This window comes from Mycobacterium sp. 852002-50816_SCH5313054-b (assembly GCF_001667185.1).
GTDB lineage: Bacteria > Actinomycetota > Actinomycetes > Mycobacteriales > Mycobacteriaceae > Mycobacterium.
Window position 1 is genome coordinate 15167 of the sequence record NZ_LZIC01000044.1, and the last position, 14986, is coordinate 30152.

13 protein-coding genes, 1 tRNA gene and 1 other RNA gene are annotated in these 14986 nt (G+C 69.7%); 6 read left to right on the forward strand and 9 right to left on the reverse strand.

Annotated features, from left to right (window positions below):
• Window positions 1–33 precede the first annotated feature (33 nt).
• Window positions 34–1191 (reverse strand): hypothetical protein, encoded by a 1158-nt coding sequence (locus A5787_RS08765; protein WP_066964726.1) that lies wholly within the window; start codon window positions 1189–1191, stop codon window positions 34–36.
• Window positions 1188–2507: a hypothetical protein gene (locus tag A5787_RS08770; RefSeq protein ID WP_066964958.1), complete on the reverse strand. Its 1320-nt coding sequence runs from the start codon at window positions 2505–2507 to the stop codon at window positions 1188–1190. Before A5787_RS08770 ends, A5787_RS08765 begins: the two co-directional genes overlap by 4 nt.
• A gap of 44 nt (window positions 2508–2551) precedes the next feature.
• On the opposite strand from A5787_RS08770, the gene A5787_RS08775 reads away from it, so the two are divergent.
• The gene (locus tag A5787_RS08775; RefSeq protein ID WP_369829098.1) at window positions 2552–2896 is read left to right on the forward strand and encodes a hypothetical protein; all 345 of its coding nucleotides are present in this window, start codon (window positions 2552–2554) and stop codon (window positions 2894–2896) included.
• 3 nt (window positions 2897–2899) lie between these two features.
• On the opposite strand, the gene A5787_RS08780 is transcribed toward A5787_RS08775, so the two are convergent.
• The 3 genes from A5787_RS08780 to A5787_RS08790 form a co-directional block, all read right to left on the reverse strand.
• On the reverse strand, window positions 2900–4246 hold the full coding sequence (locus A5787_RS08780) for a CHAT domain-containing protein (RefSeq protein ID WP_066964728.1): 1347 nt from the start codon (window positions 4244–4246) through the stop codon (window positions 2900–2902).
• On the reverse strand, window positions 4243–5973 hold the full coding sequence (locus A5787_RS08785; RefSeq protein ID WP_066964730.1) for a hypothetical protein: 1731 nt from the start codon (window positions 5971–5973) through the stop codon (window positions 4243–4245). The genes A5787_RS08780 and A5787_RS08785 overlap by 4 nt, the downstream gene beginning before the upstream one ends.
• A 95-nt stretch (window positions 5974–6068) precedes the next feature.
• The gene (locus tag A5787_RS08790) at window positions 6069–6551 is read right to left on the reverse strand and encodes a lipoprotein LpqH (RefSeq protein ID WP_066964732.1); all 483 of its coding nucleotides are present in this window, start codon (window positions 6549–6551) and stop codon (window positions 6069–6071) included.
• Between the two features lie 137 nt (window positions 6552–6688).
• On the opposite strand from A5787_RS08790, the gene A5787_RS08795 reads away from it, so the two are divergent.
• Both A5787_RS08795 and A5787_RS08800 read left to right on the forward strand, forming a co-directional pair.
• Window positions 6689–7063: a hypothetical protein gene (locus tag A5787_RS08795; RefSeq protein ID WP_066964733.1), complete on the forward strand. Its 375-nt coding sequence runs from the start codon at window positions 6689–6691 to the stop codon at window positions 7061–7063.
• Window positions 7060–7800, forward strand: a complete 741-nt coding sequence (locus A5787_RS08800) for an enoyl-CoA hydratase/isomerase family protein (RefSeq protein WP_066964736.1) — start codon at window positions 7060–7062, stop codon at window positions 7798–7800. The genes A5787_RS08795 and A5787_RS08800 overlap by 4 nt, the downstream gene beginning before the upstream one ends.
• Window positions 7801–7815: 15 nt before the next feature.
• On the opposite strand, the gene A5787_RS08805 is transcribed toward A5787_RS08800, so the two are convergent.
• Both A5787_RS08805 and A5787_RS08810 read right to left on the reverse strand, forming a co-directional pair.
• The gene (locus tag A5787_RS08805; protein WP_066964739.1) at window positions 7816–8586 is read right to left on the reverse strand and encodes a hypothetical protein; all 771 of its coding nucleotides are present in this window, start codon (window positions 8584–8586) and stop codon (window positions 7816–7818) included.
• A gap of 102 nt (window positions 8587–8688) precedes the next feature.
• A tRNA-Ser gene (locus tag A5787_RS08810) sits at window positions 8689–8777 on the reverse strand.
• 76 nt (window positions 8778–8853) lie between these two features.
• Between A5787_RS08810 and ffs the strand changes: the two genes are divergently transcribed.
• From ffs to A5787_RS08825, 3 genes are all read left to right on the forward strand, one after another.
• Window positions 8854–8950: signal recognition particle sRNA small type (ffs, locus tag A5787_RS08815), an RNA gene on the forward strand.
• Window positions 8951–9044: 94 nt separating this feature from the next.
• Window positions 9045–10340 (forward strand): aminotransferase, encoded by a 1296-nt coding sequence (locus A5787_RS08820; protein ID WP_066964741.1) that lies wholly within the window; start codon window positions 9045–9047, stop codon window positions 10338–10340.
• Window positions 10341–10395: 55 nt separating this feature from the next.
• Entirely contained in the window at window positions 10396–12207 is a 1812-nt protein-coding gene (locus A5787_RS08825) for a DNA polymerase III subunits gamma/tau (RefSeq protein ID WP_066964744.1), read from the forward strand.
• Here A5787_RS08825 and A5787_RS08830 read toward each other — a convergent pair.
• Window positions 12204–13514: a class I SAM-dependent methyltransferase gene (locus tag A5787_RS08830; protein WP_197506992.1), complete on the reverse strand. Its 1311-nt coding sequence runs from the start codon at window positions 13512–13514 to the stop codon at window positions 12204–12206. The two genes, A5787_RS08825 and A5787_RS08830, sit on opposite strands and share 4 nt — an antisense overlap.
• On the reverse strand, window positions 13511–14914 hold the full coding sequence (locus A5787_RS08835; RefSeq protein WP_066964752.1) for an FAD-binding oxidoreductase: 1404 nt from the start codon (window positions 14912–14914) through the stop codon (window positions 13511–13513). Before A5787_RS08835 ends, A5787_RS08830 begins: the two co-directional genes overlap by 4 nt.
• Window positions 14915–14986: the final 72 nt, after the last annotated feature.

The window sequence follows — 14986 nt, forward strand, 5'->3', positions numbered from 1 at the left end:
CATAGGGAATGCGGGCGGGCCGAGCGAGGAGGATCAGTAATCCGATTCGGCGGCCAGGATCTCCGCCAGAAAGGCGTCGTTCGGCGGCCGGTCCAGCCGCGCCCGCGCCCACCGGCGGACCCTGTCCCGGGTGTCGCGCGTCTCGATCCCGCCCGACACCTCGGCGCCGACGATCACCGACGTCGCCGACCAATCGTGGTCCCAGGCAGCCGATTCCGTCACCGGCCGTCGCTCGCGGTCGACCAGGGGGAGGGTGGCGTCGCCGTCGGCGTCTAAGGCGCCGCTGCCGCTGATGGACCCGGCCCTCAGGTGCACCGCGATTCCGGTGGCGGGGCCGGGCCCGATCACGGCCGCCCGCACGACGGCGACCACCTCTGCGCCGGCCACCTCGACGCTCCAGTCGACGGTGTTTTCGCCCGCGTCGAAGATCCCGGGCGGCACCGCACTCCAGCTGACGGACGCGACGCCGCGGGCGATCGGGGCCGCGCCCCGTGGGCCCGCCCCGGTGCCGGCGGCCAGCGCGTAGTCGTCACGACGCCCACCCGGCTGGGTCGGCTCGCCAGCCGGTGCCATGCCCGAATCATCCAGCAGTGCATGCAGTTGCGGCCATCCCGCGCCGTCGACGCCCACCTCGTCGGCCAGCCCGGCGCCGGCTCGCACCAGATCGAGGACCCGCGGATCGCCACCCCGCGCGTGGCTGATGAGGGCCAGGGCGTGCGGCGCCAGCAGCTCCTCCACATCCGAATCCAGGGTGTCGTCGGTGAAGAAGCTCTGCGCGCCGGAGGTCAGCAGCGCGACCTCCACGTCGAGCAGCGCCCGGTCGAGTCCGGCGATGCCGTCCAAGCGGCTGACGGGCCACCACCGCCGCAGCCAGTGGCCCACCGCCAGCCGCCGGAGTGGGGCGAGCGATCCGGGCACGATCTCGACGCCCGCGAGCTCGATGCCGGGTGGTTGATCGGCCGCACCGTCGACCGCCGACACCAGGGCGACGTGCCCGGACTCGCCGAGGACACGCCAAAGCCAGTCGGCGCGTGACAAATCGGTGAAGGCGATTCGGGTGCCCGCATCGCCGGGAGGATCGTCGATCATCCAGCACAGCACCGCGCCACTGACTTCCAGCACCGCGGCCAGCGGCGTCTCGGCGGGGGGCGTTCCCGTCGTCCACAGGCCGGAATCGGCAACCAATCTCATCCGGCCACCTGCAATTCCAGCATCGCCTTGATCCGTTGCCGGTGGTCCAGGCTCACCGACCGCGCGACGCCCTCCAGCAGGGACCGCACCTCGTCGACGTCATCGCAGGGCTCCTGCCAGACATCCCGCCCGTGCAGCCGCGCCCAGAGCCGGCTCAGGTAGGGCCTCGTGTAGGCGGCGAGGTCGTCGACGACCTGCCGTTGGCGGGGATGGATCGGACCGCCCTCGGCGAGGTAGCGCCGGGCGTGCAGCACGTAGGCCTCCTTGCGCAGCCGGGCCTGGATCTGCGCCGCCAGCGCGTAGCGGCTGGAGACCGACGGGTCCAGGGGCGCCAGCTCGACGGCCACCTCGATGCCGGCTACCAGCGTGGCCTGCTTGTCCTCGGACAACAGCCCCCAGGGCGCCGACGCGCGGTCCACTTCCTCCTCGCACAGCAGCGGGATGTCGGGCAGCGCGTCGCGGTCCAGGGCGCGCCGCAGCGTCGCGCGCACCCGATCCACCACGCTGCGGTCCAGCGGCCGATCGCTGTCGGATTCGCCCGCGATTCGGGGTTGTCGTTGTGGCTCAACCGAACTCAAGCCCAGCTCGACGATCGACCAGGGCAGCTCGGCGCTCTCGAGCCGGGCCAGCGCCCCCAGGTTGTACGGCGTCGCGTCGGAGATCACGGCCGACCAGACGCGCTGCCGGGCCGCCGCGGCCCGATGGCCGGTGGCGGGTCCGAGCACCGTGCCCAGTTCGGCCAGGAACGGGGCGATCGCCGGTTGTGCTGCCCGCACGTCACGCCAGCTGCGGTCGAGCTGCTCGGTGAGCCTGCCGACGACGCCGGGGCTTGCCACGTAGTGGCGTAGCACCTCGATGGCGGTGCGGTCGCGGCCCTGGTGGATATCCGTGAGCACGGCGGCAGCCGTCTCTCGATCTTGCGGCGCCGGTGGGCCTTTCGTCACCGCGAGCTCGAAGCACACCGGAAAATACAGTTCCTGGGCGTTGCCGGTGCGGATTCGCTGCCTGCGGCGCTCGAGCTTGAGCGTGTCGAACCACGATGCCGCACAACGCAGTTCGTGCGCACTCCCGACGATCAGGTGGTGCATGGCGGCCGCGGTTTCCGGCGGGACGACGGGGGCGGAGTACTGCGGATTGGAGCGTAGCCGCAGCACCAAGGGGTCAAGGATGCGTTTGACGGTCCGGCTCAAGGGGCCGCCGTCGTCGCTGCTGAGCACCTCGACGCCGGGGCCGATTGCGCGCCACGCGGCCTCGATCACCGACCGGCGTGGGTGGCCCACGGCGACGTCGGTCGCGATCTGCGAATCCGCGCTCATCACCACAGGATAGGGGCATTCGGAAAATATCGGCAGCCGAAAAGTTGGGTTTGGTAGCCGCCCGGTGGTTGGAGCCTGGTGGCATGAAGAAGTTCATCATGTTGCTGGACCGGTTCCCGCTCGCTCGGCGCCGGATCCCTGTGGGACCCACCGTCGGGGTCGGGACCGTGCGCAACGTCGGCGACGAGCGCCAGGTATTCATCGAGGTGGTAGCCGTTTCCGGCGAGACATTCATCGGGAAACTGGCGGGCGGTGCGGGTGATGCGGACGTGTCGATGCTACGACCCGGGCTCGTCGTGCTGGTGGCGTTCGATCCCGCTGCCCGCGAGGACCTTTCGCTGCCCGATGACGTGCTGGCCGTCCACGCGGCCCGGCCGGCGTCGGTCTGAGCGCTATCGTGCCCCGTCCACCGCGAATGTGACCAGGGCACCCCAATACAGCGGGCTGGCGCTGATATCGCCGCCCCGCCAGTGCCGCATCTGCGCGCGCTGCCAACGAATCACCGCGCACCCCGCGTCGGCGCCGCCGTGCGCGTCGTCCACGGCGACAACGACATCGGCCATCGGGTCGGCCGCCTCGTGTGCGGCGAACCGTCGATATGCCGCGGAGGTGGGCAGCGACCACAAGGTGGCGGTCACCAGCTCGGCACCGCCGAGAACCATCGCGGCCACCAGGCCGGTCGCCTCGTCGAATTGGTAGTCGCCGCCCGATCCGCAGGCCAGCAGGGCAACCCGCGGCGGGATCGGCAATTGCAGCGACATCAGGTCCGAGGCGGTCAGCGGGCGGTGATCGCCGATCGTCTCGGCGTCTCCGGGGATCCCGGCCGCGCACGCCAGGTGCAGCGCGGCCTGGTCGGCCCGCCCGTGCGCCGAGCTGGCGTGGCCGACGTACAAGAGCCGGCTGGGGGCCTGTGCCAGCTGCTTGGCCAGCCAGACGCGGTCGGCGTCCTGGCGGCGGAACAGCTCGACCGGACCGCCGACCTCCGGCAGCACCGGCCGGCGCCCCATCAGCTCGCCGAAGTGTTGCGCCAGTGGCGTTTCCGGGGAGGGCCTGCCGAGCACCGAGCCGAGCGCGGAGTCGGGGCGCTGCCCGGGCACCCGGGGATCGAGCAGCAACAACGGCGGGGCACCCCTCCTGGCGTCCCAGCCGGCCGGTGCCCGTGGTGAGTGAACGATGTTGGGCGGCACCGCCATCAGGACTTCGACCAGCTCCATCAGCCGGTCGCCGTCGGTGTAGGCGTCGATGTCGGCCAGCTGCCACGGGATTCGGGCGGCGACCCGCCCGCTGCGGGTGATGGCGTCCTGGCGGGCGCGCACCAACTCTTCCTTGCTCGGGCCCGATTTCGGCACCGCCACCAGGCCCCAGGGAATGCGCGCCAACCGCGCACTGGGCGAGACGAACAACACCGCACGCGGCGACGCCGCGCACTGAACCAACAGCTCCCACCCTGCTGACCCGATCAGCAGCACCCCGAGGATGTAGGCCACCGTGAGTTCGGCTTCCGGTGTCGCGAACGGACCGCTGGTCAGTGCCCGCTCGATGGCGTCGGGCCGGCTCTCGGCGCCGTGTGGCTCGGGGAGCGCGTCGGTCAGCTCTTGCAACGCCGCGAGCAGGATCGGTTCCTCCACCACCCAATTGACGGTCTTCGAGGGCTGCCCGACGATCCGCAAACTGCCGTAGGTGGCGATCCCGACGTCGGCGAACCGCAGTACCAGAGTCGGTCGGTCCGCATCGGTCATGGCCAGGTCGACCAGGCCGGCTCGGCGGCGGTGACGTCGCGGCCGTAGCGCCGCTGAGCCAGGTCGCGATAGTGGCTCATGATCGGCGGGCCGTCGGGCTGCATCTGCAACGGCGGCAGCGGGCCGAGCCGCGTCAGTGAGCCGCCGGCCCGGGCCGGCGCCGGACCCGCCGCGGCCAGGGCCACGTCCGCGTCGGTGTCGATGACGACCGTCGCGGTGGCCATCGACGCCCATTCGCCGATTTTCGGCCGCTCCAGATCCGTGTCGAAAGTGCCGCGCGCGCTGTGGTATTCAACCAGTTCGCTGATCAGTTGGGTGTTTTCCCACTCCCACGCGACGGCGAAGGCGCCGGCCAGGATGGGCGCCGAAATGCTGGAGGCCCAGCGCGATCTCGCGTCGGCGTCGGCGATCGAATACCGCACCGAGTCGACCGCGAGCGCGGCCGGCACCTTGAGCTCCGCGGCCTGTTCGAGTTTAGTCATCGCGCGCCAGTACTGCGGAGTGCCGACCTCCCCGTGCAGGATGCCGAGCCCCTCGGCCTGCCGCGCCTCGGTTTCCTGCAGCGTCTCGTCCGGGTCGCCCGAACTGTCGAAACCGAGGTCGGCCAACGCATCCGCGCGCCACACCGTGCCGAGGTGGCTGTCGAGCTGGGCGTACTGCAACCAACTGCTGCGGGGCGATGAGTCCAGTAGCTCCCGGGCCTGGGCGATCAGCTCGACCGCGTCGGCAAAGCGGCTCCAAAATATGGCAATCCAGCTGCGCTGCAACAAGATACGGTGCAGGTGCAAGGGCTTCCCCAGTTCACGCCAGTGCCGTTCGGCGTGCTCCCAGCACTCGTCGGCGGCTTCCAGCGCACCGGATCCCAGCCGGGTCAGCCCCAGGTAAAGCCAGCAGCGCGCGACGTCGTGCGTGCGGGAGTATCGAGCGATGACGGGCTGGGCCTCGGACGCCAGCTGCGCGGTCGTGGCGTGGTCGCCCACCGACCAGCGGGCCGCCGCGCGCTCCAATTTCGTTCTGGCGCTTGCCAGTTCCCATCCGCGCGCCTCCGCCCTGGCCCCCGCGCGCCGCAACCAGGGCTCGGCCTCGCTCAGTCGGCCCGTCTCGACGCAGAATCTGCCGTATGCGGTGCCGGCGGTGATCAGGAGGTGATCGGCCGACTCGCTGCCATCTCGCAGGTGGTCCACGCCTTCAAGCGCGCGTTCCCACAACGGGACTGATCGCACATGCAGGTCGTCGTCGCAGAGCGCCATGGCACACAGGACTTGCGCGTGGGCGAGCAGGTATGTGTGTTCGTCAGCCAGGTCGTCGAAGTCGCAGCCCGTGTCGCTCAATGCGCTCAGCGCCGACGCGGCGCCCTCATGGTCCCCGACGGCCGCGGCCAGGCCCGCCTCCAGGAACAGCGCCCGCCGTGAGTACCGGCAGATGAGGTGCGCCACCTCGGCGTCGGACATGCTTACCTGCGCCGCGGCGTCCGGCATCGTGCCGGCGGCGATCCCCGAATAGATGGCCAGGCAGTCGCGGATGCGCCGGATGGACTCGCGCACCCCGTCGTGCGTCCCGCGCGCGAGGTAGATCTCACCAAGCTGCGCAAAGGCTTCCAGCATCAGATCGTCACGGTCTGCCCGCTCGATCTGCGGCACCAGCGACAACAGGAGATCACGCGCGCGTGTCTCGTCGGCGGCATATGCCAACCGGCGGGCGTTCGCCAATTCGACGGGGATCGACACGGCTGCATCATAAGTCCGCCGTCGCGGGCGTGGCGAGGATCCGGAGCGGCGGGCGTGTGAGTGAGGGCACGCCCGCCGCCCCGGAGTTCGGTCGATCAACCGCAAGTCACCTTGATGTTGAAGTCCTTGGTGATCATTCCGGCCATCGGGTTCTTCATGTCGGCGCCCTGCGCCTGGCCGCTGATGGTGTAGGTCTTGCCATCCACCGCCACGTCGGCCGAACCGACCTTGGCGCCCATGCCGTTGCTGACCGTCAAGGCGCTGCCGTCGACAAAAAGGGCCAGCGACTCGACCTTGGGGGTGGCCTCGTCGGTCATCACCACGGCCAGCGCCTGCTGGGCGCCCGCGTTGCCGCTGCCGATGTCGATCTTGCCGCCGGTCCGGACGCAGGTCACCGAGGACGGGTTCAGGCCGGCCAGATCGGTGCCAGCCACCTTGACCTGCGCGTTGGTGCCGGTTGTGGCGGCGCTGGGCGCCGTGCTCGACGCGGGGCTGGCCGTGTGGCCGCCGCTCGAGCAGCCCACCAGCGCAGATGCGACGCCGAGGGTTCCAATCGCTCCCGCGATAAGACGTTTCACTGGTTTTCCTTCCTTCATGCGCCGCCCGATTGGCGTCGCCATGAGCGCAAGTACAGACGTGCCCGGCTGCTACCGATCCCAATTTCCGGCCCCGCCCGGTAGGCTGCCTCGACACGGCCGATGAAGGGAGACGCGCGATGGCGAGCGTGAAATGGCTCGAAAAGCCTGAGACGCATGACTTCCCGGCGGCAGCCGACTACCTCGCCTTGCTCGCGGAGCCGGGTACCGCCAACCAGTTGGCGGAAAAGCTGAAGGCCGGAATCGTCAGCCACAAGAAGGCGAAGGACATCCTCCGGGCGGCGCAGCTGACACTGCTACCCGACGACAACCCCCACGTCGCCGCGGATCTCTCCAAGATCAAGAAGGGGCAGGCGTTGTCCCCGATCCTGCTGGTGCGCGGCGACTTCACGACGGGCGTCCCGCTGCAGATCGCCGACGGCTACCACCGGGTGTGCGCGAGTTACCACACCGACGAGAACACCGACATCCCCGTCGTTATCGTCTCATCGTGATCGAGATCGAGGCCGCCGGCGCGGTTCAGGTACTGACCCTTTCCTCCGGGCGCGTCAACGCCCAAGATGTCGAGCTGCTCAAAGAGCTGGCGGACGCGCTGTGCGAGCTGCAGCACTCCGGCGCCGGAGCGCTCGTCGTCACCGGCGCGGGCCGCGCGTTCAGCGCCGGGGTCGACCTCAACCGCGTGGTCGACGGCGGTGCCGACTACACCGACCGGCTGATCCCGGCGCTGTCCGAGGCGTTCGAGGCGATGTTCTGCTACCCCGGCCCGACGGTGGCCGCGATCAACGGCGCCGCCATCGCGGGCGGATGCGTGCTGGCGTGCGCCTGTGACCGCCGGCTGATCGGCCCCGAGGCGCAGATCGGGGCGTCCGAGGTCCGCGTCGGGGTGCCGTTTCCGGTCGCCGCGCTCGAGGTGATGCGCTACGCGTGCGGGGACCGCGCCGAGGACGTGTTGCTGGGCGGCCGCGTCTACCGGGGGGACGAGGCGATCGCCCACGGGCTCGCCCATCGCGTCGTCGCCGACGACCTCGTCGCGGCGGCAGTGGCGGAGGCCGCCGACCTCGCCGGCATCCCGGTCGACGCTTATCGCCATACCAAAATGCAGCTGCGGGCCCCCGCCCTGGCACGGATGCGCGAGGGTGCCCTCGTGGACAGTGAGGTCCGCCGGCTGTGGGGTGCCGATCAGACGCAGCGGCGCATCGCCGCCTATGTGGAAAGCCTCAAGCGCCGCTGACGCCGCAGGCTGCGGTCACTCGTCGACCGCGACGCCGCCTCGGGTGCGCCGGCGCATCCGGTGGGAGCCCTTGCCGGTGGGGCGGCGGTTCTGCAGCCCACCCTTGGCCTGTTCGGTGTCTTGCGCGGCAGGTGCTTCCGCGGGAGCGTCGGCCGATTCGACCGGTTGTTCGGCCTGCTCGTCGGTGGCGGCTTCCTCGCTCGCTTGGGTTTCCGGGGCCTCTTCGGTCTCGTCGACCTCGGGCTCAGCGCCCTCTTCGGCGAGTTCTTCCGTTTCCTCTTCGGTCTCGTCGCCCTTCTTGCCGCGGACGCCCCGCTTCTTGCGCTTGTCCTTCTTCGCCTTGATCGGCTTCGGCGGTGGCGGCGGCAACTCGGCGATGAACGACAGATAGAACGCGAAGACCCCGAGCACGCCGATCGCGGCGGCGGCGCCGTAAACGCCGAACAGCCACCGCCCGACGGCGTCGAGGCTGAGCCAGATCTCGCTGATCGCGGTGCCGATGATCAGCGCGCCGGCCAGCACGTGGGCCACGATCGACACAAGCCGGATGGTCAGCGCCAGCTGCGGCGTGCCCAACTCCGGCTTACGGGTCCGCAGCTGGGTGAAAACCACCGGCAGCGCGGCCAGGGCGATCAGCGCGCCCGTCACGATCCGCAGCGTCGTCCCCACCGAATGCGTGGTGTCGCCCATCAGCTCAGGCCAGCGGGGCAGCACGAAAAAGAAGTAGAGGACGCCGGCAGCGATCGAGAACGTCGCGTGCCACGGTACGGCGACCTTGCGCCCCATACGCCTCCTCATGCTGCTGGTAAGCCCAAGCCAGCCTAAAGGCCGGTCACAGCGATTCCAAACAACCCCCGTGCGTGGTCGCGCCCTATCGAGTGCGACCGGTGGCGGAGGATGCGGGATTTGAACCCGCGAGGGCTGTTAACCCAACCCGCGTTCCAGGCGAGCGCCATAGGCCACTAGGCGAATCCTCCGTGGGCCATGGTAACCGAGCGTGCAGGCCCCTTGAATGGCCGCCGCCATTCGCTTCCGGCCAGGTACTAGACTCGCCGCAGGACCCCGCGCGGCGTCTATCCTGTGAACTCCCCCAGGGCCGGAAGGCAGCAAGGGTCAATGGGCTCTGTCGGGTGCGCGGGGTCCCCTACGTTTGATGAGTGGCGACCCGCTTCGCCCGGCTCCGCCGCGCTTGCGATCTCCACTTGACTCCACCCCGGTTGGACCGCGAAAGGGCCCGCATAGCTATGGCGTCGTTCGATTCCCTCAGCCCTGACGAGCTGACCGCGGTGCACGCGCGCAACCAGCAGGATTATGCGGAGCTGCAGGCCAAGAAGCTGGCTTTGGACCTGACCCGCGGCAAACCCTCGCCCGAGCAGCTCGACCTGTCCAACCAGCTGCTGAGCCTCCCCGGCGACGATTTCCGCGATTCCGAGGGCACCGACACCCGCAACTACGGCGGCCTGCACGGCCTGCCGGAACTGCGTGCCATATTCGGGGAGCTGCTCGGGATCCCGGTGCAAAACCTGATCGCCGGCAACAACTCCAGCCTGGAGCTGATGCACGATCTCGTCGCCTTCTCGATGTTGTACGGCGGGGTGGACTCGCCGCGGCCCTGGAAGGACGAGCCGGTCGTCAAGTTTTTGTGCCCGGTCCCCGGCTACGACCGCCACTTCGCGATCACCGAGACGATGGGCATCGAGATGATCGCGGTCCCGATGCTGCAGGACGGGCCGGATGTCGACCTCATCGAGGAACTGGTCGCCGTCGATCCCGCGATCAAGGGCATGTGGGCGGTGCCCGTGTTCGGCAACCCCACCGGCATCACCTACTCCTGGGAGGCGGTGCGCCGGCTCGTGCAGATGCGGACGGCGGCGCCGGACTTCCGGCTGTTCTGGGACAACGCCTATGCGGTGCACACCCTGACACACGACTTCGTTCGCCAGGTCGACGTGCTCGGGCTCGCGGCCACGGCCGGCAACCCCAACCGCCCCTACGTCTTCGCGTCCACCTCGAAGATCACCTTCGCCGGCGCCGGGGTCAGCTTCCTGGGCGGATCGCTGGGCAACATCGCCTGGTATCTGCAATACGCGGGGAAGAAGTCGATCGGCCCGGACAAGGTCAACCAGCTGCGGCACCTGCGCTTCTTCGGCGACGCCGACGGGGTGCGCCTGCAGATGCAGCGTCACCAGCAGATCCTGGCGCCGAAGTTCGCGCTGGCGCTCGAGATTCTGGACAACCGGCTGGGCGACTCCAAGATCGCCTCGTGGACCGAACCCAAGGGCGGCTACTTCATCAGCCTCGACGTGTTGCTCGGCACCGCGCGGCGGACCGTCGCCCTGGCCAAAGACGCCGGTATCGCGGTGACCGAGGCGGGCGCGTCGTTCCCGTACCGGAAAGACCCGGACGACAAGAACATCCGGATCGCGCCCACCTTCCCGTCCCTGCCGGACCTGCGCGACGCGGTCGACGGGCTGGCGACGTGCGCGCTGCTGGCGGCTACGGAGTCGATGCTGGTCTCCTCGCCGTCGAGTGTGAGCTGACGGCGACGACCCGCCGACCGGGCTCCAGTCAGCGCGCGCCGGTAGCCTGCTGACCGTGGCCCTCTACCGCAAGTATCGACCGGCAACCTTCGCCGAGGTGGTGGGGCAGGAGCACGTCACCGAGCCGCTGTCGATCGCCCTGGAGGCCGGCCGGATCAACCACGCCTACCTGTTTTCCGGGCCGCGCGGCTGCGGCAAGACGTCGTCGGCGCGCATCCTGGCCCGGTCGCTGAACTGCGCGCAGGGGCCGACGGCCAACCCCTGCGGCGTGTGCGACTCCTGCACGGCGCTGGCGCCCAACGCGCCCGGCAGCATCGACGTGGTGGAGCTCGACGCCGCCAGCCACGGCGGCGTGGACGACACGCGCGAGCTGCGGGACCGCGCCTTCTACGCCCCCGCGCAGTCGCGCTACCGAGTGTTCATCGTCGACGAAGCGCACATGGTCACCACCGCGGGGTTCAACGCCCTGCTCAAGATCGTCGAGGAGCCGCCCGAGCACCTCATCTTCATCTTCGCCACCACCGAACCGGAGAAGGTGTTGCCGACGATCCGGTCGCGCACCCACCACTACCCGTTCCGGCTGCTGCCGCCCAAGACCATGCGGGCGTTGATCGGGCGGATCTGCGAGCAGGAGGACGTCGTCGTCGACGACGCCGTGTACCCGTTGGTGATCCGGGCCGGCGGCGGTTCGCCGCGCGACACGCTCTCGGTCCTGGATCAGCTGCTGGCCGGCGCCGAGGGCAACCACGTGACCTACCAGCGCGCGCTGGGGCTGCTCGGCGCCACCGACGTCGCGCTCATCGACGACGCCGTGGACGCCCTCGCCGCGTCGGATGCCGCCGCGTTGTTCGGCGCGGTCGAATCGGTGATCGACGCCGGCCACGACCCGCGGCGCTTCGCCACGGATCTGTTGGAGCGGTTCCGGGATCTCATTGTGCTGCAATCGGTTCCGGATGCCGTGAGCCGCGGCGTGGTCGACGCGCCCGAGGACGTGCTGGACCGGATGCGCGAGCAGGCGGTGCGGATCGGCCCGGCGACCCTGACCCGGTACGCCGAGGTCGTGCAGGCCGGGCTGGGGGAGATGCGCGGTGCGACGGCGCCGCGCCTGCTGCTCGAGGTGGTATGCGCGCGGCTGCTGTTGCCCTCGGCCAGCGACGCCGAGTCGGCGCTGTTGCAGCGCGTCGAGCGGATCGAGACCCGGCTGGGCGTGTCGCTTCCGGCCTCCGAGAGCGCCGCGCCGCCGCCACGGCCCGCGGCGCCGCCCGTGCAGCCCCGCAAGGAGGCCGACGCGCCCGTCGCCAGGGCCGAGCCGAAGCCGGAGCCCAAGCCCGAACCGAAGCCGACGCCGGCACCCGAACCGGCTCCGCCGCCTCCCGAGCCCGTATCAGCCTCTGCCCCAGGAGAACTCAACGCGGCCGCGCTGCGATCGATGTGGCCGACGGTGCGCGACAAGGTGCGCCAGCGCAGCCGCACCACCGAGGTGATGCTGGCGGGCGCCACGGTCCGCGCGGTGGAGGACAACACGCTGGTGCTGACCCATGCGTCGGCGCCGCTGGCCAAGCGGCTGTCCGAGCAGCGCAACGCCGACGTCATCGCCGAAGCGCTCAAAGACGCGCTGGGGGTGAGCTGGCGGGTGCGGTGCGAGGTCGGCGCGGGGGAACCGGCCGCGAGCGCCCCCGAGCCCGCCAGGCGGGAAGCGCCCGTCGACGAGCCGGCCGAGACGGATTCGGCTCAGCGCGACGACGAGGAGCACATGCTCGCCGAGGCCGGCCGCAGCGAGTCGTCGGCGCCGCGACGCGACCCCGAGGAGGTCGCACTGGAGCTGTTGCAGAGCGAGCTGGGCGCCCGCCGAATCGATAACGCTTAGGGCATCCACCACGGCCGCAGTGGCAGGCCGTCGCCGCCGCGGGCCGCTACATTGGCCGCCAGCACGTGATGCAGCTGAAGGTTGTTCTGCTCGAAGGCCACCCGGGAGGCCGCCATGTACAGGCCCCACACCTTGGCCGTCGCCAGGCCGACCTCGTCGACCGCTTCGTCCCAGTGCTCCACGAGGTTGCGGCACCAGTCGCGCAGCGTCATCGCGTAGTGGTGCCGGAAGTTCTCCTCGTGCAGCACCTCCAGGCCGACGTCTTGGGCCTCGGTGATGATGCGGCCCGAGCCGGTGAGCTCGCCGTCGGGGAAGACGTAGCGGTCGGTGAATCCGCCGGCGAACGACGTCGATTTGTTGTCATGGCGGGTGATGCAGTGATTGAGCAGCAGGCCGCCGGTGCGCAGCTTGGACTTCAGGAAACCGAAGTATGCGGGGTAATTCTTGACGCCGATGTGCTCGGTCAGGCCGATCGAGGACACGGCGTCGAATTCCGCCTCGGCGACGTCGCGGTAGTCGGAGTGACGCACCTCGGCCAGGTCGGCGAGACCTTCGTCTTCGATCGCCAGCCGCGCCCATTTCGCCTGCTCGGCCGACAGCGTGGCGCCGATCGCGCGGACGCCGTGTCGCGCCGCGTAGCGCACCATGCCTCCCCAGCCGCAGCCGACGTCGAGCAGCCGGTCGCCCGGTTGCAGGCGCAGCTTGTCGAAGATCAGCCGGTATTTGTTTTCCTGGGCCTCTTCCAGCGTCGCGTCGGCGTGGGGGTAGACCGCGCAGGTGTAGGTCATCGACGGACCCAGCACCCATTCGTAGAAGGTGTTGGAGACGTCGTAGTGGTGGTGGATGGCCTCGGCGTCCCGGGTCTTGCTGTGCATGACGCCGGCCGCGACCCGGCGCCACCGCGGCGGCGCCTCCTCCGGCGGCGGGGCGACGGGCAGCAGGTGCTCGACACCCATGGAACGGACGACGTTGGCAAGCGTCCGTGCCGACGGCCGCCTGAAGTTGACCCGGTCGGTCAGCGTCTTGAGCAACTGGTACGGGTCGCCGGGATGGACGCCGTAGGTCTGCAGGTCACCCGACACGTAGGCGCGGGCCAGGCCCAGCTCGCCGGGGGCGGTGGCCAGATAGGTCGCCCCGCGTGGCGAGCAAAGGTCCAGGCCCAGCTCCGCGTCCTCGCTGCCCGCGGTGCTGCCGTCGTACGCGGTGAACTTCAGCGGGTGCCGTCCGGTCGCGGCGAAAAGCTCCAGGATCTCCGCCATGCTGAGCTTCCCGGTGGTGGTGTGATGGGGTTCTCGGGTAGTCGTCATCGCCGTTGCACCGCCTTCGCGTACAGGTCCAAAAGACGTGAATCGGGGTCATAGGTTTTCTTGACCGTCTTGTAAGCCTCCCCGCCGTAGAGCTCGTCAAACTCCTCGCGGGTGTAATAGGAGTCGGAGTACAGCGACTTGTGCCCGTCCAGCTCGCTGACCTTCGCCTCGATCGCCCGATTTGTGGCGCCTTCGGTCGCGCCGGCCGGCACCGACGACCAAAACCCGATGTTGACGTAGGTATGGTCCGGGCGCATCGGATACAGCGGCCAGCAGTCGTGATCGCGCAGCCGCAGCGGGCACAACCAGATCGGCGTGATGGGCACGTTGCCGGCGAACCACTCCAAGAACTCGCAGGTCCGTTCGACCGGCACCTCGACGTCCTGCACCACCCGCTCGCGCGGCGGACGGCCATTGCGCTTCTCGATGCGATCGGCGATGCCGAAACGCTGGTCCAAGGCGACGAGCTTCCAATAGAAGCTGCTGCGCCGGTATCGGCGGGGCCACCAGCGCCGCACCCGCGGGTTCTGGGCGCCGAACGCTCGGGAGCACCAGAACCAGTCGGTGTCCCAGCGCCAGAGGTAGTCGTGAATGGTCAGCCGGTCGTCCTTGGTGGCTTGTTGAGTGGCGTTCGAGCCAACCGAGTCATGCCGAATCGATTGGTAGTAAATGTGTTTGCCGGTGTAATCGCTGACCGGTCCCGGGGTGGCGGTCCGGCGGCCCACGCACAGGTAGCTTTCGTCGGGGCTGAAAACCACGCCGTCCAGATAATCCACCGGGGTGCCGCCCTGCCCGCCGGTGTCGATGATGCGTTCCATGGCCGCGACCATGTCGGGCAGCGAGCGGAATCGGATATGCCGCAGCGCCACAAACGGAGCGACGGGCTCCAGCTCGATCCGCAGCCTCGTCGAATAGCCCAGTGTGCCATAGGAATTGGGAAATGCGCGGAACAGGTCCGGGTGTTGGGTGCGGGATGCGGTCAGCAATTCGCCGGCGCCGGTGAGGATGTCCATCTCCAGCACCGATTCGTGGGGCAGGCCGTTGCGAAACGACGCCGACTCGATGCCCAAGCCGCTGACCGCACCGCCGAGGGTGATGGTCTTCAGCTGCGGAACCACCAGCGGCGAAAGGCCGTGCGGCAGCGTCGCGGCCACCAGGTCCTCGTAGGTGCACATGCCGGCGACGTCGGCGGTGCGGGTGTCGGGATCGACCGACAGGACGCCGGTCAGGCCCGAGGTGTCCAGGCCGCGCGCATCGCGTTTGGCGCGGGCGCGGAACAGATTTGAGGTGGGCTTGGCGAGTCGGACGGCGGACGTCGCGGGGATGGATCGATAACTCGCCATCAACCGGTCGACGCCCGCTGCGTGAGCCGAGAGTGCAGATCCAGGGACAGGCACCACATATACCCTAGTCTTCGGAAACAGCCCGTGCACCCGCGCGCGGGCGGATCGCCGAGACATCGAAAGAGGGGT